This is a genomic window from Cysteiniphilum marinum (genome assembly GCF_014857925.1).
In the GTDB taxonomy this organism is placed as follows: domain Bacteria; phylum Pseudomonadota; class Gammaproteobacteria; order Francisellales; family Francisellaceae; genus Caedibacter; species Caedibacter marinus.
Genome location: NZ_JACYVZ010000014.1, coordinates 1 through 25,164, shown reverse-complemented (window position 1 = coordinate 25,164; position 25,164 = coordinate 1). Strand labels below are relative to the sequence as shown.

General features: G+C 36.0%; 16 protein-coding genes. 15 read left to right on the top strand and 1 reads right to left on the bottom strand.

Translation table 11 applies throughout. The features are described from left to right. Positions 1–153: 153 nt before the first annotated feature. From mraY to IE867_RS07760, 15 genes are all read left to right on the top strand, one after another. The gene (gene mraY / locus IE867_RS07830; protein ID WP_192484175.1) at positions 154–1,245 is read left to right on the top strand and encodes a phospho-N-acetylmuramoyl-pentapeptide-transferase; all 1,092 of its coding nucleotides are present in this window, start codon (positions 154–156) and stop codon (positions 1,243–1,245) included. A gap of 12 nt (positions 1,246–1,257) precedes the next feature. Next, positions 1,258–2,607, top strand: coding sequence for a UDP-N-acetylmuramoyl-L-alanine--D-glutamate ligase (murD, locus tag IE867_RS07825; protein WP_192484174.1), 1,350 nt, complete (start codon positions 1,258–1,260; stop codon positions 2,605–2,607). A gap of 4 nt (positions 2,608–2,611) precedes the next feature. Beyond that, positions 2,612–3,817 (top strand): putative lipid II flippase FtsW, encoded by a 1,206-nt coding sequence (gene ftsW, locus IE867_RS07820; protein WP_192484173.1) that lies wholly within the window; start codon positions 2,612–2,614, stop codon positions 3,815–3,817. A gap of 13 nt (positions 3,818–3,830) precedes the next feature. Beyond that, the gene (locus IE867_RS07815; RefSeq protein WP_192484172.1) at positions 3,831–4,391 is read left to right on the top strand and encodes a cytochrome b/b6 domain-containing protein; all 561 of its coding nucleotides are present in this window, start codon (positions 3,831–3,833) and stop codon (positions 4,389–4,391) included. A 27-nt stretch (positions 4,392–4,418) separates the two neighbouring features. Then, a complete protein-coding gene (locus IE867_RS07810) occupies positions 4,419–5,486 on the top strand; it encodes a 3-deoxy-7-phosphoheptulonate synthase (RefSeq protein ID WP_318779329.1) in 1,068 nt (355 codons plus the stop codon). Positions 5,487–5,651: 165 nt separating this feature from the next. Further along, positions 5,652–7,166: a UDP-N-acetylmuramoyl-L-alanyl-D-glutamate--2,6-diaminopimelate ligase gene (locus IE867_RS07805; RefSeq protein ID WP_192484171.1), complete on the top strand. Its 1,515-nt coding sequence runs from the start codon at positions 5,652–5,654 to the stop codon at positions 7,164–7,166. Beyond that, the gene (locus IE867_RS07800) at positions 7,159–8,535 is read left to right on the top strand and encodes a UDP-N-acetylmuramoyl-tripeptide--D-alanyl-D-alanine ligase (RefSeq protein WP_192484170.1); all 1,377 of its coding nucleotides are present in this window, start codon (positions 7,159–7,161) and stop codon (positions 8,533–8,535) included. The genes IE867_RS07805 and IE867_RS07800 overlap by 8 nt, the downstream gene beginning before the upstream one ends. 374 nt (positions 8,536–8,909) lie before the next feature. Then, positions 8,910–10,262, top strand: coding sequence for an anti-phage deoxyguanosine triphosphatase (locus IE867_RS07795; RefSeq protein WP_192484169.1), 1,353 nt, complete (start codon positions 8,910–8,912; stop codon positions 10,260–10,262). Between the two features lie 38 nt (positions 10,263–10,300). Continuing rightward, positions 10,301–12,574, top strand: coding sequence for an AAA family ATPase (locus IE867_RS07790; RefSeq protein WP_192484168.1), 2,274 nt, complete (start codon positions 10,301–10,303; stop codon positions 12,572–12,574). Then, positions 12,571–13,818 (top strand): exonuclease SbcCD subunit D C-terminal domain-containing protein, encoded by a 1,248-nt coding sequence (locus tag IE867_RS07785; protein WP_192484167.1) that lies wholly within the window; start codon positions 12,571–12,573, stop codon positions 13,816–13,818. The genes IE867_RS07790 and IE867_RS07785 overlap by 4 nt, the downstream gene beginning before the upstream one ends. A gap of 139 nt (positions 13,819–13,957) precedes the next feature. Next, positions 13,958–15,253 (top strand): AAA family ATPase, encoded by a 1,296-nt coding sequence (locus tag IE867_RS07780; protein ID WP_192484166.1) that lies wholly within the window; start codon positions 13,958–13,960, stop codon positions 15,251–15,253. Between the two features lie 18 nt (positions 15,254–15,271). After that, the gene (locus IE867_RS07775) at positions 15,272–15,880 is read left to right on the top strand and encodes an RloB domain-containing protein (protein WP_192484165.1); all 609 of its coding nucleotides are present in this window, start codon (positions 15,272–15,274) and stop codon (positions 15,878–15,880) included. After that, positions 15,877–17,835, top strand: a complete 1,959-nt coding sequence (locus IE867_RS07770; RefSeq protein ID WP_192484164.1) for a hypothetical protein — start codon at positions 15,877–15,879, stop codon at positions 17,833–17,835. Before IE867_RS07775 ends, IE867_RS07770 begins: the two co-directional genes overlap by 4 nt. Positions 17,836–17,881: 46 nt before the next feature. Next, entirely contained in the window at positions 17,882–21,112 is a 3,231-nt protein-coding gene (locus IE867_RS07765; RefSeq protein ID WP_192484163.1) for an AAA family ATPase, read from the top strand. A gap of 60 nt (positions 21,113–21,172) precedes the next feature. Then, complete coding sequence (locus IE867_RS07760; protein ID WP_192484162.1) at positions 21,173–24,571, top strand: DEAD/DEAH box helicase; 3,399 nt, start codon at positions 21,173–21,175, stop codon at positions 24,569–24,571. Between the two features lie 30 nt (positions 24,572–24,601). On the opposite strand, the gene IE867_RS07755 is transcribed toward IE867_RS07760, so the two are convergent. Next, positions 24,602–24,988, bottom strand: coding sequence for a type II toxin-antitoxin system VapC family toxin (locus tag IE867_RS07755; RefSeq protein WP_192484161.1), 387 nt, complete (start codon positions 24,986–24,988; stop codon positions 24,602–24,604). Positions 24,989–25,164 lie beyond the last annotated feature (176 nt).

Here is a 25,164-nt window from a genome sequence, read left to right as displayed (position 1 = left end):
AATAATAAAAAAGGGGCGTAACGCCCCTTTTTTATTGCTTTTTTAACGCAGCTTTGGTTGTGTTCTGCAGTTAGGCTTACTAGAATACGTTGCATTTGTAGTGCACTGTTTTTCAACCGTGCAATGAAAGTCATTAAGGCAAGGTTTTTTTAGATGTTATTATGGTTAACCGGTTGGTTGTCACAATATTTTACGTTTATGCATATTTTTAGCAGTTATGTGACGGTGCGCTCATTGATGGCAGCATTAACAGCACTTTTGATTAGTTTGTTTATTGGTAAACCAATGATTAACTGGTTGAGTAAAATGCAGATAGGGCAAGTGGTGCGTGATGATGGACCACAAACGCATCTGGTGAAGAAAAACACACCAACAATGGGAGGGTGCTTAATTATTTTTTCCATTGTTGTATCGATTTTACTATGGGCAAAGCTAAATAGTCCCTTTATATGGGTATTGCTTTTTGTACTTGTCAGTTTTGGCTTGATTGGGTTTTTAGATGATTTTCTAAAGCTCGTGTTAAAACACCCTAAAGGTCTACGTGCTAAATATAAATACTTGATGCAGTCGGTTTTTGCGATAGTAGCAATGCTGTGGGTTTATGCTTTATTGCATAACTATATGGACTTTAGTTTATCAATTCCGTTTAGCAAAGACTGGGTTATTCCGCTAGGTGCTTGGGTGATCCTGTTGGGCTATTTTGTGATAACAGGAAGTAGCAATGCGGTGAACTTAACCGATGGCTTAGATGGTTTGGCCATTTTGCCGATTGTGCTTGTGGCAATGGGACTTGCTGTTTATGCCTATGTCATTACCAATAGTGCTTTTGCTGGGCATTTGCTTTTTGATTATATGCCCAATGTTGGCATTGATGAGCTTGTTGTATTTTGTGCCGCGATTGCGGGCGCTGGCTTTGGTTTCTTATGGTTTAACGCGTATCCCGCGGAAGTATTTATGGGTGATGTTGGTTCGCTAGCATTGGGGGCAACACTTGGCACGATTGCGGTGATTATTCGTCAAGAGTTAGTGTTTTTTATTATGGGCTTCTTGTTTGTGATGGAAACGGTTTCAGTTATTCTGCAAGTTGGCTCGTACAAACTAAGAAAAAAACGTATTTTTAGAATGGCGCCACTTCATCATCATTTTGAATTAAAAGGTTGGCCTGAAACCAAAGTGGTGGTGCGTTTTTGGATTTTGACGGTTATTTTTGTGTTAATCGGGCTTGCCGCGCTTAAAGTGCGCTAATGTGACGATGAAATGATCGAGTCAAAGCCTTTTTTCTATTATCAAACACAACAAATAAAACGCGTATTAGTCGTGGGTCTTGGTGTTTCAGGGGTTGCCGTTGTTGATTATCTAAAGGCTTATGCGCTAGAGATCGATATCTTCGATCAGAACCCTAAAAACGTGAGGGTTATAGTTGATTATCAAAACTTTGATGAAATTAGCCTTGAAAGCTATGATTTAATTGTCGTAGCTCCTGGCATTCCCGTCAATAAAGCACCATTTAATCAACTCTATCGTCATTGGCATAAAGTCATTGGTGATATTGAGCTATTTGCACTACATATTGCGGCATGTAATGCAACGAGATCACACAAGCAAAAAGTAATTGCGGTCACCGGTTCAAATGGCAAGAGTACCGTTGTCTCTTTGCTTTTTCATGTGCTTAAAAGCCTTGGGATAAATGCTGCTTTAGGTGGCAATATTGGCACCCCTGCTTTAAGCCTTATCGATGAAAATGTTGATGTTTATGTGCTTGAGGTTTCAAGCTTTCAGATTGATTTATTAAAACACGCACAGTTTGATGTTGTTGCGGTACTTAATTTATCGCCCGATCATTTAGATCGTTATGCTGATTATAAGGCATATTGTAATTCTAAATTGGCATTGTTTGCGCGTGGCAAATATCGTGTGATGAATGCCAAACAAAAAAAATTATTAAATCATAGAGTGGATACTACTCTTTCATATTTTAATAATGACGCTACTTATGTCGATGATGATAAAGCGATATTCCATCACGAGGTATTTTGTCACCAGTCTGAGTTGATATTACAAGGCAAGCATAATCTTGAGAATATATTAGCGGTGCTGGTTATTTTAGACGGATTAATGAATTTGTCAGATGATGATAAAGCCAAGATTAAATCAGCAATTGCTACATTTAATCCGCTAGCGCATCGCTGCCGTTTGGTTAGAACGTTTGAAAATATTCGCTATATTAACGACTCAAAAGCCACGAATATTGCATCAACCGAAGCCGCTCTTATCGGCCTAGGAAGTAAGGAGACTAAAAACATTATTATTTTGTTAGGTGGTTTAGCAAAGGGTACTGATTTTAGCGAGTTGGTACCTGTACTTAAGACGTATGTTAGAAAAGCAGTCGTTTATGGACAGGATCATATGTCAATTTATCAAGCCATTACCAATGAAGTTGATTGTACGCTTTGTCAGAGCTTTGATGAGGCATTTAATGCTGCCACAACCCTCGCTTGTCAAAATGATATTGTGTTATTATCACCGGCATGTGCAAGCTTCGATGGCTTTTTAAGCTATGCTCATCGTGGTGAATATTTTGAAGAATTGGTTAATAAACTAAGGTAACAGCGTGCTTTTTTTTATTCGTAATTTATTTAGTCAGCGCAATAGCAAAAAGGTGCGCGTTCGAGCGACCATTGAGCTTGATATGGCATTTGTTTTTTTAGTGCTGGGATTATTAGCGTTTGGTTGGATTATGGTGACTTCGGCATCAATGGTTGATGCTAATTATGATTATGGCAATCCTTACTTTTATTGTATGCGTCAAGGCTTCTTTGCCGTGCTGGGTATAGGTGCGATGATTTGTGCACTACTGGTGCCAACAGATAACTATCAGAAAATCTATAAACTATGGCTTATCATTGCGTTTGTTTTATTGATTGCTGTGTTGATTCCACATGTTGGGCGCGAGGTCAATGGCTCAAGACGTTGGATACCTTTGATTGTGATTAATGTGCAGGTTTCAGAAGTCGTTAAGCTATGTGCGATTATGTATTTTTCATCTTATCTGGTGCGTTTTGGTGATGTTGCCAGAGAAACATTCAAAGGTGTTGTTAAGCCACTGATTATTCTTGCGGCTATGGCGGGGTTACTGCTTAAAGAGCCTGACTTTGGTGCGTCTGTTGTGATGTTTACCTGTGTGTTTGGCATTATGTTTATGGCAGGTGTCAAATTGAGATGGTTTATTATCCTGATTATATTAGGAGGTGTAGCGGCAACCTTTTTAGTGCTTTTTGAACCGTATCGTTTGGCGCGTTTAAATGGCTTTATGAACCCGTGGGCGGATGCCAATAATACCGGTTATCAGTTGGTACAAGCACTTATTGCGTATGGTCGAGGTGGTTGGTTTGGTGATGGCTTAGGCAGTGGTATTCAAAAGCAGTTTTTCCTACCTGAGGCGCATACTGATTTTATAGTATCAGTGGTCGCTGAGGAGTTAGGTGCAGTTGGTGTGATTACACTGCTTATGGTTTATGCTTATTTGATCTGGAAAGGCATGCGCATTGCGAGTCTTGCTTATATTCTCAATCGTCATTTTCAAAGCTATGTTGCTTATGGTATAAGCTTCTGGGTGGCTTTTCAGGTGATTGTTAATATTGGTGTGAATATCGGTGTTTTACCAACCAAAGGCTTAACACTGCCACTGATTAGCTATGGAGGTAGCAGCTTACTTATTATGTGCTTTGCCTTGGGCATTTTGCTTCGGATTGACTTTGAGAATAAAATTACAGCGGATGAAATTATGCCGCGTTATGTCTATCAAAAAATATCATAAGAGGGGGATATTTATGAAAAAACAAACACATTATGACGTATTGGCGCATATTATTCATTGGTTGTTCGCTTTGGCAATTATTTTTCAATTGCTATCAGCGCAATGGATGCATCATAAAATAAAGCCAGGTGTTGAGCCGTGGACATTGAAATTATTTCTATTTCATGAAATTTTTGGTGTCACTGTATTTTTCTTGTTATTAGCCTATTTATTACGTGCTGCAAGCTTAGTGGAAAAAGATAAATTCGGGCATCTTTTCCCTTACAATAAAAAAGGTTTGATGCCTGTGATAGAGGATATAAAAATGTTGTATCGTCGGCAATTGCCTGATCGTGATTTCGGTGGGTTAGCTGGGTTAATTCAAGGCTTAGGGTTTTTGTTACTTTTCTTAGTTGCTTTATTGGGAATACTCTGGCTTGTGATTCCGGCAAACTATATTGGTGCCCCATTGCTGCATGACATCAAAGAGCTACATGAGTTCTTTGCGCAAATTGTTTGGTATTATTTAGCGGGACATGTTGGCATGTTCTTAATTCATGTTATAGTGGATAAAACTTCAAAAAATAAAAAGTAAAAAACAGTATAAAGTGGAGTAGAGAGCGTGATAGACATACACGATAAAACAGATAATACACGTATCAAAGACAAACGTACCTTGGTGCCATCTGGCGTTATTCATGAAGAGCATCCGATTACCAAAGAAGCTGCGGCAACAGTGATTGCAGCGCGTAAGGCAGTATCCAATGTGCTTCAAAACAAAGATGATCGTATGGTTGTCGTTGTTGGGCCGTGTTCAGTACATGATATTAAAGCGGCAAAAGAATATGCGGGTCTTTTATTGAGTGAAGCGAAAAAGCATGCTGATGAGCTTGTTGTGATTATGCGCGTCTATTTTGAAAAACCAAGAACGACAGTGGGTTGGAAAGGATTGATTAATGATCCTGATTTAGATAATAGCTTTAAAATCAACAAAGGTTTACGTATGGCACGCCAGTTGTTATTGGATATCTCAGATATGGGGTTACCGTGCGCAACTGAGTTTCTAGATGTGATTAGTCCACAGTATATTTCGGATCTGATTGCATGGGGTGCTATTGGTGCGCGTACGACTGAGAGTCAAGTGCATCGTGAGTTGGCCTCAGGCTTATCTTGTCCAATAGGCTTTAAAAATGGTACTAAGGGAAGCATTGGGATTGCGGTTGATGCAGTAAGAGCAGCGAAATCAAAGCATCATTTCTTAGGTGTGACCAAGCAAGGCACAACGGCGATTTTTGAAACAACAGGCAATGCTGATGCACATATTATTTTGCGTGGTGGCAATGATGGACCAAACTATGCCAAGGAATATGTTGATCAAACCGCTAGCGCGTTAAAAGAGCATCACTTGCCACAAAAGGTAATGATTGATTGCAGTCATGGTAATAGCAGCAAAGATTACAAAAAACAATCATTGGTGATCGATGATATTTGTGATCAATACAAAGCAGGTAGTCAAGATATTCTTGGTGTGATGATCGAGAGTAACTTAAAAGAAGGCAATCAATCGATTTTTGTTACTCCATTAGAGTATGGCAAAAGTATTACTGATGCTTGTGTTGGTTGGGATGAAACGGTTGAGATGCTTGATAAACTAGCATCTGCTGTTAAAGAAAAGCGTCAAGTGAAATAAACTAATGTCTAGGACTAAACATTTACCCACAAGTGCTCACCGTACCCTGAGCGTAAGTCGAAGGGTAATACACTCTCATAGAGGCTTCGACTTACGCTCAGCCAGCGCTTATACAATCAAAGTGGGTAGAAATATGGTCATGGCCAAGCTAATCAATCAATAATCGTGAAAACTATTGCTCAAATCAGAGCCTTTCTAGTTGAAATTAATGCATTACAATCAACTGCTTATCAGACTGTAGATCTTAAAAATCATTCTTATTTTCTCATTGAAAACCTTTATCAAGATCATCGTTTAGTCACAAAAAACGATGGCTTTATTGCACTTAAAGGGCAAATGCATGATGGGCATCGTTATGTCAATGAATTACGCGCTCAAGGTGTTCAATTGATCTTGGTTGAGGATGTCAATTTAATTGATCCACAGGATATTCCTTTTGTTATTGAAATTCGGAATTTAAAATCAATTCTCGCAAGCTTAGCAAGTTGGTTTTATGATTACCCATCCGAGCAACAAAGTGTCTTTGCAGTAACAGGTACTAATGGTAAAACTTCAATTTGTCATTTCTTGGCGCAAAGCATGACAAGGCTTAAGCATAAAGTCGGTGTGCTTGGAACGATTGGTAATGGTATATTTCCAAAACTTGAAGCTTCTGCTTTAACGACTTTAGATAATCTAAGCTTACAGCGGGTACTTAAGAACTTTTATGATCAAGATGCTGATACGGTTGCCATGGAAGCGTCATCACATGCCATTAGTCAGCAGCGTATTCTCAATGTCAATATTCAAACGGCGATTTTTAGTAATCTTGATGTCGATCATTTGGATTACCACCAGACGATGGAGCAATATTTTCAAGCCAAGCGTCAGTTATTTAAATTAGCAAGTGTCAAGAAATGTGTGATTAATATTGATAATGACTATGGTAGGCGTTTGTATGATGAGTTGATTGAAGAGCAACAGAAAGAAATTTTTAGTTTTAGCATCGTTAATAGTAAAGCCGATTGTTATATGCCAATAACATCGATATCGCCGCAAGGCTTTGTGGTTGATATATTTTTTAAAAACAACAAGGTATTAGCTATTACAATCCCCATTATGGGTGAATACAATATCAGCAATATTACCGCAGTCGTTTGTGCTTTATTGGCAAACGATTATCCATTTGATGACGTGATAAAAACCTTAAGTGATTTACATAATCCCAAAGGACGTCTTGAAAAACTTATACATGATGGAAAAGTAACCGTTGTTATCGATTATGCGCATACCGCAGATGCTTTAGCCAAAGCCTTACAAGCCGTGCGTGTGCAAACAAAGGGCAAGCTTTATTGTGTGTTTGGTTGTGGCGGCTCACGTGAGCATAGCAAGCGCCCATTAATGGCAAAAGCAGCGCAACAATATGCTGATTTTGCGATTGTGACAGAGGATAATAATCGCACGGATGATATTAAGGATATTGTTCGAGATATTACATCGGGATTTAACGATGAGTTTACTCAGTTTACCGTAATTGAAGCGCGTAAAGAGGCGATAGAATATGCATTAAGCATTGCAAATGCTCATGATGTTATTTTGCTTGCCGGTAAAGGGCATGAAACCTATTTAGATAAAAACCATCAAAAAACACACTTTGATGAACGTGAAGTGGTATTGGAGTTTTGGAGAAAAAATGATTAAGTCATTAAAGTCATTGGCTTTGCAATTAAATGATTGTCAGTATGTTGGGCAAGATATGGCAATTACTGGCGCGCATATTAACTCAAAAGAAATTAATCAAGGGCAGCTTTTTGTCGCTTTACAAGGCGAGCGTGATGGACATGATTTTATTGATCATGCCATACAAAATGGTGCCGTTGCAGTTCTAGTGACTCAACAACAAGCTGATCTTAACGTGCCACAAATCATCGTCAAAGATACGCGTAAAGCCCTATTTGATTTAGCCCTTTTATATCGCCAAACACTTAATATGCCGATGTTATCAATAACGGGCAGTTGCGGCAAAACAACCACCAAAGAAATGTTAGTATCTATGCTTAAAGCATTTGGCAAGGTGCATTATAGTCATGGTAATTTCAACAATGATCTTGGTGTGCCGATGACAGTGTTGTCAACGCCACAAGATGCTGATTTTGTGGTGATTGAAGCCGGAACCAATGCCCCAGGTGAAATCCCGCATTTAACACAGTTAATCAAGCCTGATTATGCCGGCATTACCAATGTGTCAGCATCACACTTGGAAAAGTTAAAGTCTCTAGATGGTGTAATGGTTGAAAAAGGTGCCTTACTGCAAGGCATACAGCCACAGGGTACAGCAATTATTAATTTGGATGATCCAAGAATTAATGCTTTTGCTAAAGCTTTAGCAGTTGATCAAGTGACATTCTCGATGAATAACACGGCAGCTGATATTTATTTATATGATCAAACAGAATCAATAACAACATTGAGCTTTAGAGTGAGCGTGGCAAAGAATCACTATGAAGCACAGTTAAATGTTGTTGGTATGCATAATATTCAAAATACATTAACCGCACTTTCATTTATCTATGCCTTGCAATTAGACATTCACAAAGCACTTAATGCATTAGCAGATTATCAACCTTATAAAGGACGTTTTTCATTAGTTGCTTTAAATGATTATGTGACACTGATTGATGATACTTATAATGCCAGTGTTCAATCGGTTAAAGCGGCAATTAATGATTTAGCGACATTTAATGGTAAGAAGTATCTTGTGCTTAGTAATATGGGAGAGCTTGGCGAGCATGCTAAGCATTATCATCAAGAGATTGGTCGCTTAATCAAACAATCGAGCATTGATTATATCTATTTGTATGGCAATAAAGCATGGATGACATTACTTGCTAAAGAAGCCGGAAATCATGCACAATACTTTGAGCATAAGCATGATTTAATTGAAGCATTACAAGCGGATCTTAATAAAAATCAAAGTACATTTTCGCGTATTTTAGTTAAGGGATCGCGTGCGAATCAGATGGAAGAGGTGGTTGGTGCGTTGAAAAAGTATTATGATGAGACGGTATAGTAATAGATTAAAAATAAGTTGAGTTTTAATTCCCCCTCACCCGTGCAGCTTATGCTGCACGACCTCTCCCACAAGGAGAGAGGTATTAGCTGATGCCACTTATTTACACATTATCCCATAGTGAAAAGTAGCCATCTAAAATGGTTAAATATCTATGCAAATATTACTTTGGATTCTCGGGTCACGTCCGAGAGTGACAACGACTTGTCATATTCGGGCTTGACCCGAATATCCATGATTATCAATAAACTCTTGTTTAGGTGACTGTTAATTTGATTCAATTCGATGTTTCAGCAGTAGCTATATCAGGGCTATAAATAATTATTATGTGTGGTAAAATCGTTATTGGAAATCAATTGTAAAGGGAGTTAATTATGACGAGTAATGTTTGGTGGAGTAGGAACATAGGTCGAGAGTATACTCAGGGTAATGCTGATATTACTAATTATGGCATTGATAAAAGTCGAATTGTACACTCAAAATTTTTCAGAGCATTGCAGGCAAAAGCTCAAGTATTTAATGTGAATGAGCATGATTTTTTTAGAACTAGATTGACCCATTCAATCGAGGTGGCGGATGTTGGCATGCGTATTATTCGTGATTTAGAAAATAACGATAAGATACGATTTAAAGATACGCCAAATTTATCTATTGAACTAATTGAATCAATTTGTTTGGCTCACGATATTGGTCATCCTGCCTTTGGACATGCCGGTGAGCAAGTTTTGCAAGATAAAATGCTTTTAAAAGGAGGTTTTGAAGGTAATGGTCAAACATTTAGAGTGCTTACAAAACTTGGAGAGTATTATGAAAATAATGGATTTAACTTAACTCGAAGAGCTTTACTAGGTGTTATGAAATACCCAGCAAAACACGCGCAATTTTTAAATGCAGTTTTATCAGAGAGAGAAGAATGCTCTAAAGACAAAGACAAAGATAAAGTTAAATGCAAAAAAGAGCAGCAAGAATGGATGCAGCAAAATTTGTTAGTGAAGCAAAGAGCCTTTAAATGTATTCATGATACTGAAAGTCAGATATTTGATTGGATTCTCGAGCCATTAGCTTATAAAGATAAAAAACAATTCAATAGCATAAAGAAGTCTGGTGAAAAATGGAAAACTTCTTATAAATCGTTTGACTGTAGCATTATGGAATTAGCAGATGACATCGCCTATGGTATTTATGATCTTGAAGACTCTTTAGCTATGGGGTTGATCAGTAAAAATAAACTTGAAGAATTAGAAGATGACTTACAAATCATTGATGATAAAAATCTAGGAATTTTTCAAGATTTATGTAGTGATAATCTGTCAACAATGAAAAAAGGAATTAACAATGCTGTTCAATCGCTCATTAGGTCATTGGAAATAATAGAAATAACAGAATTTGATGAGCCATTACTTAGATTCAACGTGTCAATGACAAAAGAAAGCCAAAAAGCACAAGCTTTAAATACGATTAAAAACTTTGTATACAACACTGTTATAGCTAATCCCAGAGTCCAAAGACTGGAGCATAAAAATAAGCGCATGCTTGGGCAACTGTTTGACTTACTAGAAAGTAATCCTAAAGGTTTTTTACCTGTTAATTTACATTCGAGGCTAGAGCAAGAAGATAGTTGTCGTGTTATTTGTGATTATTTGGCGTCAATGACTGATAATGAGGCAAGTTTGTTGTACAAAAATATGTTTATCCCTCATTCTGGGACGGTTTTTTCACCGGTATAATTTTCATGAATCTGTGTTGAGCTAATCAAGGAAGTAACATGATTGAAAAACTAATCATTAAAAATATTGCCAGTTATACAGGGGAGGGTGTTGAGTTAGAAGGACTTAAAAAAATCAACTTTATTTATGGCGCTAACGGTACTGGTAAGACAACTATTTCTAATTATCTAGCAGATCAAAGTAATGATGATTATTCAAACTGTCATATAGCTTGGCAGTATAATCAACCGTATCAATGTTTGGTATATAATAAAAAATTTCGAGAAGAAAATTTTAAAGGCTCTATTAAAGGTGTTTTCACGCTGGGGAAATCAGTTAAAGAAGATATTGAGATGATTCAAGCTAAACAAAAAGAGCTTGAGGATTTAGAGAGTAAAGCTAAGCAACAGAAAAAAACGCTTGATGATAAGAAAGGCTCTGGTGGCGAATTAGATAGCCTAACAGCGGCGTTTTCAGATGAAATCTGGCAATTAGCATATCGCAAATATGAACAAGATTTTAAACCAGCATTTCGTGGGCATATCAAAAACAAAAAAGTATTTAGTTTGGAAGTTGTGCGTAAATATGATCAGTTTATAAGAGAGCTAAGAGAGATTAAATTAGATGAACTACAGGCAAGAGCAAAGACTGTTTTTAATGATGTATCACCGCAGCATATAAATGAACTGATAACGATTAACTTTGATGAGGGTATTGCTATTATTGAAAATGGGATATGGCAAAAGAGTGTAATTGGTAAAAGTGACGTTGATATTGCTAAATTAATCCAACAACTTAATATGAATGATTGGGTAGATAAAGGACGTGAATATTTATTAGAAAGTTCAAATACTTGTCCATTTTGTCAACAAGATACGGTAGATGATCAATTTAAAAAGAAATTAGAAAACTATTTTGATACTGAATATAAGCAGAATATCGATACAATAATGCAGTTATATGAACGTTTTGAGCAATATTGTAATAATTTGCTCTCAAAGCTCAATTCAATTGCACAACAGGAGACGGAGTATAGTGACTATTTTGATAAAGATATTTTTTCTTCTTATCAGTTGGGGTTAGAAGCGGAGTTGAGAAGTATAGGATCTGCTATGGTAAACAAAAGAACTGAACCAAGCAGATCGATATCTTTAGAGACTCCTTCTTTAATAATACATAACATGAATCAATTGATTATTCAGACAAATGAAAAAATTAAACAACATAATGATATTGTACAAAATTATGAACGTGAAAAAGAAAGTTTAATTTTAGATGTGTGGATGTATATTATAAGTGTTAACCAGTCCCTAATTAGAAGTTATATAGGCAGGAAAAGCGGCTTGAACAAAGCAATTGAGTCAATAGAGGAACAATTAAATAATAAAAGGAAAGCATATTCTGAGTTAAAAGCTGAGATCAAAAATTTAGAAAAAAATATTACCAGTGTACAGCCAACCGTTGATGAAATTAATAGGCTATTAAGAAATATGGGTTTTGAGAACTTTCAATTGGTTTCAGCAAGAGAGCAAAAAAATCACTATCAGATCCAGCGAGAAAATGGTGAGCTTGCAACCGAAACACTCAGTGAAGGGGAAATGACATTTATTACTTTTTTATATTTTTTACAGCTAGCCAAAGGCTCTGTTGAAGAGGTGAATATTTCAGAGAAACGTGTGGTAATAATAGATGACCCTATTTCAAGCTTGGATAGCAGCGTGCTTTTTGCGGTAAGTACATTATTAAAAGATTTTATCCTTGATTTAAGAGAACAAAAACAAAAATATCCTGTTGAGCAACTTATTATATTAACGCACAATATTTACTTTCATAAAGAAGTGACATATAACGGTAGTGGAAACAGAAAATGTAAGCATACACATTTTTGGATTTTGAGGAAATTAAATAAAGAAACGTCACTTATTTCATATGCTCAAGAAAATCCAATTCAAACGTCATATCAATTATTATGGGATGAGCTAAAAGATCGAGATAAACTCTCTAACATAACTCTTCAAAATACGATGCGTAGAATTATAGAGTATTATTTTAAGGTGTTGGGAGGCTTTAAAGATGAAGAGATTACTGAACATTTTGATAATTGCCAAGATCAACAAACCTGTCAGTCATTGCTTTCATGGGTGAATGATGGTTCACACACTATTTACGATGATATGCATATCTCTGGTTTAGAAAACACTGTTGATAAATACTTTAATATTTTTAAACAAATATTTATTAATGAAGGGCATGAAAAGCATTTTAATATGATGATGGGTATTAATGAAGTAATTCAACTTGAGAACATGAAAAAAGAAGCTATAACATCATGAAAATCCTCCACACCTCTGATTGGCATTTAGGGCGCATGCTTTATGGCAAAAAACGTTATTCTGAGTTTGAAGCTTTTTTAAATTGGTTAGTTAAAACCATTAAAATGCATAAGATTGATATCTTATTAATCGCTGGTGATGTTTTTGATACCACAACACCGAGTAATTATGCTCAAGAGTTGTATTTTCAATTTTTAAGTGATGTCGCTAAAAATACGGATTGTCAGCATGTGGTGGTGATTGGAGGTAATCACGACTCACCAAGTTTGTTGGAAGCATCCAAAAGTGTGTTAAAAGCGCTTAACATTTATGTGGTAGGGGCAGCGTGTGACAATCCACAAGATGAAGTGATTACACTGACAAAGGATAACGGCATACCGCAAGCAATCATTTGTGCAGTACCTTACTTGCGTGATCGTGATATCAGAAAGGTAGAAGCCAGTGAAACGTTGGATGATAAGAATAAGAAATTAATATCAGGCATTAAGCAGCATTATCATGAGGTGTGTCAGTACGCCAAAGAGAAGCAGATTGAGCTTTGCAAAAAGTATAAGCTTGAACACTTGCCAATGATTGGTATGGGGCATTTGTTTGCCGCTGGAGGCAAGACTGAAGTTGATGACGGTGTGCGTGAGCTATATGTTGGCTCGTTAGCACATGTTGATGCGAGTATATTTCCTGATGATTTAGACTATGTTGCCTTGGGGCATTTGCATGTGCCGCAAATGGTGGCTAAAAAAGAGCATATTCGCTATAGCGGCTCACCGATTGCTATGGGATTTGGTGAGGCTAAGCAGCAAAAGCAGGTATTAATGATCGACGTTAAAGATGGCAATAGCGTCATTACATCTATTGCTGTTCCATGCTTTCAACCGTTAGTTAGCATTAAAGGTAATCTGGAAGGTATCTTGGTGTCCTTGTCACAGTTAATCACTGATAAAAGTAATAGTTGGCTTGAGATTGAATATATAGGTAAAGAAATCATCAGTGATCTGACAGAGCAGATTAATGCTCATATTCAAGGTAGTGAACTTGAGATCAGACGCATCAAAAACAAACGTATAATTGATAAAGCAATAAGCCAATCTCAAAGTAGTGAAACACTAGAGGACCTCGATGAAATAGAAGTATTTGAGCGTTGCTTAGCTGCGTATGATATTCCAAAAGATCAACAAGCTGTTTTGATGGATTGTTATCAGGAGATTATGATGCAGCTTGTTGAGGAAGATGTGCAAGCGCAGTGAAAGCCACATGACCAAGTTAAGACTAAAATTATTTAAAAATCGAAAAAATCGATTTTTAAATGGTGAAAATGTGTGTATGATTCAGGTTTGTTTCATAAAAAATTATTGTTATAAGTGATTATCTGGGTGGTATATAGCGATGTTATTAGAGTTTTCCTTTAAAAATTGGAAATGTTTTAAAGAATTAAATACATTTTCAATGGATGCCAACACACGTCTTAAGAATAATAAAGAGCATTTGCTAATGGTAAAATACCAGCAAACCGGTAAGTCACATGAGGCAGTATTGCCATTTTCTGCAATGTATGGAGCTAATAATTCAGGCAAAACATCATTTGTCGATGCGATAGCTTTTTGTAAGCGTTTAATATGTTTTAAACATGGCGATATACGTGACTTAAAAGCCTATTGCTTAGGAGAACACACTGAAAAAAGCTTTTTTAGTTTTATCTTTTTTATGAATGACAAAATATATCAATATGAATTTACGCTGGATAAAACTCAAATTTATTATGAAAAATTGTTACTGCTAAAACCAACAACGGAACAGATACTATTTGTCAGAGATGTTGCTGATGGTGATTATTCAGGGGCGCTTTTAGAAGGCGATGGAGAGTTTATGACGCTTATTAAGCGGATGCCTACGAATAAGTTATTTGTTTCTCATATGGTAGAGCAAGCTATCGATAATAAAGAGCATTTTGAAGCAGTTTATGACTGGTTTGATGATAAGTTGATTTTAGTAAGTCCAGACACTCGAGATGGAATGAATGATATTCCTTTAAAACTGGAAGAGATAAATGCATCAATAAAACAATTTGATTTGGGGATTGATAGTATAGAACTTGAGATTGCTTCAGAGCGAACTTTAAAGGAGGAATTGCCCCGATCCTTTTATGACTTTATAGTCGAAAATATAAGAAATAATCGCCCAATGATGTTAGCTCTCCCAGATCGCTCTTTAGTTTATGTCACAAAAAAAATAGACTCAGATAGTCTTGATGTGTATAAAATCATGTTACGTCATCAAACAGATGATGGACAATATCTTAATTTTGAGTTTAATGATGAGTCTGATGGCACAAGACGTATCATTGAGCTGCTTCCTTTACTATTAAAGCTAAAGCATGACCCAAATACTGTTGTGATTATTGATGAGGTTGATCGAAGCTTGCATACTCAACTAGCCAAGGAGTTGATCCGCGAACATATATTGGCAGTATTAGATCATAATGCAAAAAGTCAGTTGATTATTACCACACACGATACGCATTTATTGGATTTATCGTTCTTACGTAAAGATGAGTTTTGGTTAGTTCAGAAAGAAGATAATGGTGCTAAACTTGTTGCATTTGATGAATTTATTTTAAAATCTGATAAAAAGTTAAGTAAATACTATCTCAGTGGCAGTTTGGGCGGTACCCCATTTATTTAATAGCTAAGGATATAGAAGATGGCAAGGATAAAACGCTATACCAAAGCAAATAAGAGGCAGCCAATAACACATCAATTTTTATTTTTCGTGGAAGGTAAAACAGAAGAGATTTATATTAAATCTATTTTTAAACAGTTAGAAATAGATGCAAAGATAACTTTTCCAATGAAAGGCAATGATAAAGCAAATATTCAGAATATTGAAAATAGAGTGATAACAACTGATTTTAATGATAGCCAAAGCGTGATTGTCGTTATTGATGGTGATCGAGATCAGCAGAAAATTAAGGAGTTTTCTCAAAAAAAGAAGATTTTTCAATCAGCAAAAAGCTTCTTAATTATTGTGTCAGTGCCAAACTTTGAGCGTTGGTTGACTTTGCATTATACCGAGGATAAAAAGAAATCAATTAAAGATGTTTGCCCTAAGTTTGAAAAGACAAACACAACAGTCGTTGAGGACATTGCTCAACAGCATCAAATAGCCATTGATAGCTCAATAAAGTTGATGCCGCAAGATGTTAGGCAATATGATAATGCTCAGCTAATTCGTTATATGCTTGATAATACAGCGCTACAGATGACAAATTTTTATCAGTTGTTTGAGGTTATTGAAAGGAGTGGAGTTTGAAGCTTTATAATAGAGTTAAGGTATGGTTATGTCTGATAGTTTCCATCACTGTGTTTGCTTGGGTATGGGGAATTAAACAAAGCTTATTGAATATATCCACTTGGCTATTCCGTGAAGTAATTTTATCTTATTGGTGGCTAATTACGGTTATCTTGTTGGCGATAATTATTTATGGAGTCAGGCTATTTCAAAAGAAACAAGTGGTTGATGAATTTATAGGTGGTCAAGCTTTTATTAAACGTTTTAATAAAATACTTGAAAGTCATCAGCCATTTGTTTGTGCACTTACGGGTTTAGTTGGTGTAGGTAAAACTCACTTTATAAAAAATCACATGGCTTATAAAAAAGACAAATGGATTTATATTTCTCTATTTGGTGTAGCAACTGTTAATGAGCTGCAAACAGAAATAATTGCAGCAGACTATCAGCAAAAGTCGTGGCTATCTAAGCTTCTATATTATATTAAGCTTTTACCACAAGTTAGATCATATGGTAAGCTTTGGGAGGAAATATATTATCAGACTAACATTCAAGATCGTGTAATTGTCTTTGATGATCTTGAGCGTTTTACTCAAAGGACTAATGAAGATACGGCTTCAGATAGCTTAAATTTATTTATGGGGCTTGTAGAGAAGCTTAGGCAATCCAATTGTCAGATTTTTATAATTTTAGATGATACAAAATCAAAAACATACGCTAATTACTTAGATAAAGTAATTGATAGACATATTCGATTAAAGAGAAGTATAGATAATATAGATTTTGCGTTTGATCATACTGATCTTGAAGAAGGCTATAAAAAAGCAATACGGAAATATATTGGTAGTTTAGAGATAAAAAATGTGAGAATAATATTTAAAATAACGCAATTATTTGTCGACCTTTTTTCAAAAATACTTAATGACTTTGATGAAGAAACTAATGATGAGTTTATCAAGCTATTTACGTTATATGCTTACTGCTACTATTCTGAGCATGATGACAGTGTCCCTAGTTTAGATTATATTTTTGAAGGCTATCAGCAGGATCAAGCAAACTATGTGTTTCATTCAGTAGCGAATAGAACTAGTCAACAACAAGAAGAAGTTCAGTGGATAGATCAAAGATTTTTTGAATTTTTGCAACAATATCAATATCACGTTCTACCACACCAAGAGAGGACGTTATTGAATTTACTGAGAAAAGCCGTAGAAGATGGTTATATTGAGGATGAATCTTATCTAAAGGAGTGCATTAAAGGTGATGTTGAATATAGTATTAAACAAACCGAAATTAATAGTTTGCAGGAGAAAATAAAAAGCTACTTCTTTTGTAACTTTGACATAACAGAAGAAATGCTTATCAAAAAGTGCGAGGAATTTATTAGACTATCAGTTGATTTTCAAAATCAATTTAGTCAATTACCATCTTACGCAATTGCTCAGGTTGATGAGCTGTTAAGTCATCTGGCATTGGTTGATAGTGTGCAATGTCAAGAGATTAGTGAACAGTTAATTAAACAGTTGGTGGATTTTTATGAGAACAACCTTAGTGTTTGTCCTCCCACACCGATGGGCAGCATAAAAAGTCAGGAGCTAAAGAAAGCATTAGAGGGATCATCTGAAAAGTATTGGCAGACTAACAAAAAACCACTAACTCAACTTATAAATGAATCAATAACAACTCAAGGTCGGATTTTTGAGCTTGCTAGCTTTAGACTTTATAAAGAATATGACTACATTACTTTATTTTCAAGTGATAGCGTAATATGTGATGTTGAATTTTCTAGAGTGTTGGGGTGTGTTAATGATCAGGCTACAAACTTTTTTAACGCAACCATCAAGCCTGCCTTAGAAAAGGTTGCTAAAAAGAATCCACTAAATGAAGCTAAGGTCAAAAATTTGCTAAAACATATCGAATCTCCAAATGATGCTTTTAATATCCCAAAGCCTAATTTTAGGAATATGACGAGTTAAGGGCAAAGCTAATTATACGAAGCAGTAATATAATTAAGGACAAACCATGAAAATCCTCAATTTACGATTCAAAAATTTAAACTCTTTATATGGTGAATGGTCAATTGATTTTACTGATCCTGATTACATAGATAATGGTTTGTTTGCAATTACAGGGCCAACTGGAGCGGGTAAATCAACCATATTAGATGCGATTTGTTTGGCGCTTTATGGGCAAACGCCACGACTAAAAATCATCTCGGAATCGGTCAATGAAGTAATGTCACGCCAAACAGGAGAATGTTTTGCAGAAATTACATTTCAGACGAATGAAGGTGTGTATCAATGTCATTGGAGTCAACGCAAAGCGCGAGGCAAAGCAGATGGAAAGTTGCAATCACCAAAGCATGAAATCAGTGATTATAATAAGGCTAAAGTATTAGAAACAAAAATCAAAAAAGTTAAAGAGCTCGTTGAGCACAAAACAGGAATGGACTTTAAGCGCTTTTGTAAATCAATTTTGTTAGCACAAGGAGGCTTTACCGCCTTTTTAAAAGCGTCATCAGATGAACGATCTGAAATCTTAGAGCAAATGACAGGCTCTGAAATTTATAGTGATATTTCCAAAATGGTATATGCGCGTGATAAGCAGGAAACAGATAAAGTCATATTATTACAGAAAGAGCTAGAGGGTATTCAGGTATTGTCGCAAGAGAAGCTGATACAGCTAAATAATGATCTTGTCATTAACAAGTCATTGATTGAGCGATTAGATACTAGCGAAAAAGTCCTAAGTGATAAAGTGAATTGGCTTCAAACCATTAAGAAGCTTGAACATGAGGTGTCGCAACTACAAGAGCAATATGAGCATATACAGCAACAGCAAGATGCATTCAAACCAAAGCAGCAGCAATTGATCCGTTTACAGCAAGCTAAAGAGATTAAGCCAATTTATGATGCTTATCAGGGAGTTTATGCTGAGCTAAACAAAGTGAAAGATCAGATTGATACTTTGCAGCTTAAGCGTCCACAGTTGCAAAAAGATGCGGATAAATTTGTAGAAAAATCTAATAAGGCAAAAGCAGGTTGGCAACAAGCCAAAGAAGCTCAAGTAGAACAAACTCCAATCATTAAAGACGTGCGCAAGCTTGATCATAATATTCAACATAAACAAGATCAATTGCATCAGCTTGCAAAGAGAGTCAATGCATTAAATACTGAGCTGACGAATCAACAGAAGCAGAGAGAAAGTATCCAACAGGGTATCATTAAGCTTGATAAAGCCAATCAAGATAATATTTTATACACTCAGGATCATGCGGTTGATCAGAGCTTGGTTAGTGATTTTCAAAGCATCAAAGTGCAAGCCACTTCAGTCAATGATAAGCACAATGCACTTAATGGTTATCATACTGAAGTTGAAAAGACGCAAAAGCAACTAGATCAGGCTGTGCAGCAACAAGATCAATGCCAACAATCAGCAAATGCTGCCAATAATGAATTAGATCAAGCTCAGCAGTATTTGACAACATTAAATCTTAATCTTGAAAGTATATTGGCAGGTAAGCAGCTTGAAGATTATGAGGAGACTTTAGAGCTTAAACTGCATATCCAAGAGCAGCAAAAAGTCATTATTCATTTAGAGAAAGAGCGCCACAAGCTCATTAATGGTGAGGCTTGTCCTTTGTGTGGTGCCTTGGATCACCCTTATACACAAGGCTTACCAGTTTTTGATTCAGCTGATGACATTAAAATATTGAAATCACAGATTAAAAAAATAAAAGCATCACAAAAAGAAGTTGCAGAGCAAGAGAAGCAGGTCGCTCAAAAGCAGCAAGTGCATGGTGATTTAACGACACAGTTACGTGTGGCAGATGAAAAAGTAACAAGTGCCAAATCAGTATTAGCTAAAGCAAAAGAGCAACGATCACTAGCGCAAGAAAGCGTATCAAAGGCAATGTGTCAATTTAATGAAATGTTGAATAAATATGGCATGGTAGTAACACATGCTGGGCAACTCTCTGAAATCAATACGCAATTACAACAACGTTTGAATCAATGGCAAAAAACGCAACAGGCACTGCAAAACTATGCACAACAAAAACAACAGTCTACTGAACAACTAAATCTTGTTGAACAGCAAATTAAGCAGAGCAATCTTTCTATACAACAAGAGCAAGCAGCAATAGTTAGCCTCAATGAGGAAAAGAAATCGCTTGTCCAAGATCGGCAACAGCTATTTGCAGATAAAGATCCCGATGATTATGAGCAACAATTGCAACAGGCAGTTGATCAGGCGCAAAAGCAATATGATCATTTCGCTGAAGAAGTAAAATTGATTAATGATAAAATACTTGAATTGAATACTCAATTAACTACCTATCAGGCATTGCAAATAGAAAAAGATAATGAGTATACACGTCGGCAACAGGATTTTTATGAACAGCTAAAGTTATACAATATAATGGATGAAAAGGCCTTTAAAGAGCTTTTAAAGCAAATAGATCAAATCAAACCATTGCAACAGGAAGCGGAGCAATTACAAAATCATTGGCGTGATATAGATAGTCAATTAAATGTCAAAAGGAATGAGTATAACCAAATTCATACTGTGCCATTGACAGATGAGAAACTCGAAGATTTGCTGCTGCAGCAACAGTTTATCCAAAATGAAAAGCAACAAACGTATGAAAGTTTAGGGTCATTAAACACGCAATTACAAGAACATGATAGTGCAGTGCTGGCATTTAAAAATAAGCTAGCAAGTGTTGATAAGCAAAAAGCACAAGCGCAACAATGGGCAAATCTTAGAGCGTTGATTGGTTCACAAGATGGTAAAAAGTATCGCAACTTTGCTCAAGGCTTAACGTTTGAGTTAATGGTTAATTATGCCAATCAGCAATTACAACAGATGAGTGATCGCTATTTGCTTATTCGCGATAGTAATGAGCCTTTACAGCTAAATGTAATTGATAATTATCAAGCAGGAGAAATACGCACGACAAAAAACCTCTCAGGCGGTGAGAGTTTTATTATGAGTTTGGCTTTAGCGCTTGGTTTATCCAAAATGGCTAGCCAAAAAGTTCGTGTTGACTCTTTGTTTTTAGATGAAGGTTTTGGTACATTGGATGAAGATGCGTTAGAGGTGGCGTTGGAAGCACTATCACATTTGCAGCAAGATGGTAAATTAATCGGTGTGATTTCACATGTTCCTGCATTAAAAGAGCGCATTAGCTCGCAGATCAAGGTCACTCCAATCTCAGGCGGGAAAAGTGTATTAAGTGGTGTGGGGTGTTGATGTGGTTAATAATTGGCAAGATATTACTCGTTTTTTGATGGATTTGAGTAGATAATCAATATGACGAAATTAGTAGATGTAACAAAGCAAGAACAAATTAATAATGCAATAGCAATATTAAGGGCGTGGCATAAAGTTGAGTTTTTTCAACCTTATAAAATTCCAGATGATAGTAACTACGAAAATAAAGGAGTTAAAATTACATTTGATGAACTACAAAGGCAGCAGGATGCTATTTTACCTTGGTTAGATACAAACGCCAGACTTCAGATAGGTCTTTATCCAGAACAGCATGCAATGTATACACTACATATCAATCTATTTGATTTAAACGAAATAAATACGATAGTTGATAATGTGTTTAATGAAGTATCAGATGGTTATCAAGAAGTAGAATGGGAAGAGCGCAAAGATGAAAATTTAACAGAAGGTTTTAGCTGTTATGCCAAGTTAACCGTTGATCAAAATGGAATGCCTTTGTTTGATACTATGTCAGTAAGTACATTGCCTTGGGCTTTGGGTAAGCTTTGTCAAAATGCTTTAGATCAACTTGTAATGACAGAGTTTGAAAAAAGTTGTGAGAAATTGCAAGAGGGCTTGTATCGTATAGAAAATGAGCTGCCACTACATCCTGATAATGAGGGTTTAAAAGTTTTAAATGCAAGTTCATTATATAAACTTAGTAAGTTGCTAAATGATTGGGCTAATTTAAATCTGGAAGATAACCTTTGGCTTTTTAAAATTGATTGGAAAGAAATTAAAAGTAGCAAAAAAGAAGAGCAGCTAAAATTATTAAGACATGATGGTATGGAAAATGGTTTATCTCGAGATAACCTATTGTTTGATAGACGTGAGGAGGAGGAAGGTGCTCAAGAAGCTGATGAGGAAAATGATACAAATGAATTTGTAATGCCTATTCTCAATAGCTTTTATATAGAAGATATCGAAAGAGTGATTTGCTTTTTATCAGCAGGTTTTGACCATAAGCCATTAATGAGCTATTTAAGCTTTGTTGATGAAAAACATGTTGATTTATACACTCCAAATGCGTTACCACTAATTGCAGATAAGTTGTCACCAGATATGACGCCAAGAGCAAGATGGCCTTCAAAAGTATCACATCAGATGTCTTTAATGCAGCAGTTTGCTATCAATACGGTTTTTGACGAATTGCATAATGAGGGAGTGCTATCAATAAATGGACCGCCTGGAACCGGTAAAACAACGCTGTTGCGTGATATTGTTGCTGAAAATTTGGTTAATCGATCGAAGGTGTTGGCTTCTTTTGATGATGTTAGAAAGTCATTGGATGAGCAGTTTTATCCTAAATCAGAGCTTTTTGGCTTTGAAATGGTTGTTGCATCATCTAATAACAAAGCAGTGGAAAATATTTCAAAAGAGCTTCCCTTGAGAAAAGACATTGATGGTTTATTTAGTGATTTATCCTATTTATCATCAGTTGCTAACCAAGTAAACGCTAAGAAAAGGAAAGGGCGCTTGCAAGTGATGAGTGACCAAGAGCATTGTTGGGGCTTGATTTCAGCAGCAGGTGGAAGCTCACGTAATAGAAAGAATCTAGTAGATAGAATGTTTTATACAAAGCATTACCAACCATATTCAGAGCAAGAAAGTAAACGTCCAACAGGATTTGATTACTTAAACTTTTGGCGCTGGCGAGATGTGGAGCAAGAAAAAATAGAAAGCTTTTCACAAGCAAAATATAAATTTAATAAGAAATATGATGAACTGGAGAGATATCGAGATAAGATTAAAAAATTTCAGGAGTTACAAGCATATTTTAAAGAATATAATAAAGATAAGGCAACGATAGAACAGAGGCAGGCACTAGATGTTGCTAAATTGGCTTATGAAGATTATGTTGCACTAAATGAGTCTATTGAGGAGAAATGCAAACGTTTTGAAGAAAGAATTAAGTTTATAGAGGACGAGCTTAGCCTTTTTAAAAAACCTCATTGGTTATCATATCTTTTTAAAAGAGCAAAAGTTAAAGCTTACCAAAATCAGTTAAGAACCATAACCAAAGAGTTGCTTGAGCAAAGAAAATTGTACCTATCATTTAAAGATACGCATGTGGACTTTGATAGGAAAGTGAAATTAAATCATCTAAAAAACAATCTTGAAAAAGCCCAAGAAGCGCTTGGTAAAGCGGTTTTACAATTTAAAAACAAAGAAGCTTTATTTGAGAAATTAAATCAGTCATTAGTGGATTTGCGTATACCCTGTCATACTCATAGTATTTATGATGTAGACACCCAAAGACAAAGTTATTGGCAAAGTGAGCATTTGAATTGTTTGAGATCTGAACTATTTGTTTGTGCAATGCATTTACATCAATCTTGGCTTTATGAAGCCAGTTGCTATGAACTATTTAGGCAAAATGTCTTGTTTGGGTTAAGTCAACTTTTGCAAGGAGGATGTCAAATAAGGCAGGAAACCTTATGGAAATCTCTGTTTTTGATGGTTCCCGTTTTATCTACGACATTTGCATCTGTTGGAAATATGTTTAGATCAATTGGATGTGCGCAGTTGGGTTGGTTAATGATTGATGAGGCTGGTCAAGCAGTTCCTCATGCAGCAGTAGGTAGTATTTGGCGTGCGAAGCGAACAGTTGTAGTTGGAGATCCTTTGCAAATTGAACCTGTTTTTACGACACCACAAAAATTAGTTGATAAGCTCATGGATAGTGTCTTGCCAAACTCATATCAAGATTGGTTACCCTACCAGTATTCTGTTCAGCAGGTAGCGGATCGGGCAAATCAATATGGCTGTAATATATCAATTAATAATCAGAAAACTTGGATTGGTATTCCTTTGTGGGTGCATAGAAGGTGCATTGATCCTATGTTTAGTGTGGCAAATAAAATAGCGTATGAAAGTCGGATGATCCATGGCTTTGAAAATGAAAAAATACAACCACAGCTTCATTCTAGCTTGGGGCAGAATAAATGGATTCAGGTCAGAGGTATTTGTACGGTTAAGCAGTATGTGCCAGAAATTGGAGAGCGAGTATCATATTTATTACAGGAGGTTACTAAAAATAGTAAGAGCGCACTGAGTAGTATATATGTAATTACGCCATTTAAGGCAGTAAAGAAGGAACTACAAGCATTGATGTATCGACTTATGAGTCAGTCTAGTATCTTTAATAATGTGGGGTATAAGGAATTGAGTTTTTGGATTAAGAATAATATTGGTACAGTTCACACTTTCCAAGGCAAAGAAAATGAGACGGTTATTCTTGCTCTGGGTTGTGATCAACAAAATGAAGGGGGTGCTTGGTGGGCTTCAGGTAAACCAAATTTACTCAATGTGGCAATTACTCGAGCAAAGAGGAATTTATATGTGATTGGGGATTGGAATATTTGGGGGCAAAAGAAATACTTTAAGGAGCTGTATCAGCAATTGGAGAAGAATAAACGCATCGAAAATTTTTGCTAATTGCTAGCTTAAAGTTTGGAAGGAAACCGTTCACAAATCCTTAATATGACGAAACACATTGCGATATTCTAAAATCAGTCGATCTTGAGTGATTAAGTTTATGCCTTCGACAGCCGATTGAGCGATTAAAGCACGATCAAATGGGTCTTTATGAATATCGAGTGTTAACGTGCGTAACCAATTGGCGTGATCAGCTAGAAAGGGTAAAGATTGTAATCCGGATTCTTCAAGATGATTAGTAAAATCAGGAGCAACTTTGAGTTTGCCAATAGATTCTTTAATGGTGATTTCAAAGATGCTCATTGCACTGAAAAAGATATCATTATCAGTATTTTCAATGATTTTAGTCAATTTGGCTGAGAGTTTTTGAGGCTCATATAATAGCCAAATTAAATAATGGGTATCGAGTAAATACATTTATTCACCGTAAAAAAGTTGATCGATAGTATCATTGGGTGCGTCAAAGTATTGAACGACAATTATCTTTGCCGGTCGGCGACATTTATCTTTGCCGGTTTTGAGTAAATGAAATATGGTAACCAGCATAGTTAAATATCATTCACAAGATAACAAAAATTATGTCAGGCAAACAT

Coding starts and splice junctions, on each gene's coding strand:
- IE867_RS07785 (WP_192484167.1), top strand. CDS start 12,571: ATGAAAATCCTCCACACCTCTGATTGGCATTTAGGGCGCATGCTTTAT.
- IE867_RS07815 (WP_192484172.1), top strand. CDS start 3,831: ATGAAAAAACAAACACATTATGACGTATTGGCGCATATTATTCATTGG.
- IE867_RS07795 (WP_192484169.1), top strand. CDS start 8,910: ATGACGAGTAATGTTTGGTGGAGTAGGAACATAGGTCGAGAGTATACT.
- IE867_RS07775 (WP_192484165.1), top strand. CDS start 15,272: ATGGCAAGGATAAAACGCTATACCAAAGCAAATAAGAGGCAGCCAATA.
- IE867_RS07755 (WP_192484161.1), bottom strand. CDS start 24,988: ATGTATTTACTCGATACCCATTATTTAATTTGGCTATTATATGAGCCT.
- murD (WP_192484174.1), top strand. CDS start 1,258: ATGATCGAGTCAAAGCCTTTTTTCTATTATCAAACACAACAAATAAAA.
- IE867_RS07780 (WP_192484166.1), top strand. CDS start 13,958: ATGTTATTAGAGTTTTCCTTTAAAAATTGGAAATGTTTTAAAGAATTA.
- IE867_RS07760 (WP_192484162.1), top strand. CDS start 21,173: ATGACGAAATTAGTAGATGTAACAAAGCAAGAACAAATTAATAATGCA.
- IE867_RS07765 (WP_192484163.1), top strand. CDS start 17,882: ATGAAAATCCTCAATTTACGATTCAAAAATTTAAACTCTTTATATGGT.
- IE867_RS07790 (WP_192484168.1), top strand. CDS start 10,301: ATGATTGAAAAACTAATCATTAAAAATATTGCCAGTTATACAGGGGAG.
- IE867_RS07800 (WP_192484170.1), top strand. CDS start 7,159: ATGATTAAGTCATTAAAGTCATTGGCTTTGCAATTAAATGATTGTCAG.
- mraY (WP_192484175.1), top strand. CDS start 154: ATGTTATTATGGTTAACCGGTTGGTTGTCACAATATTTTACGTTTATG.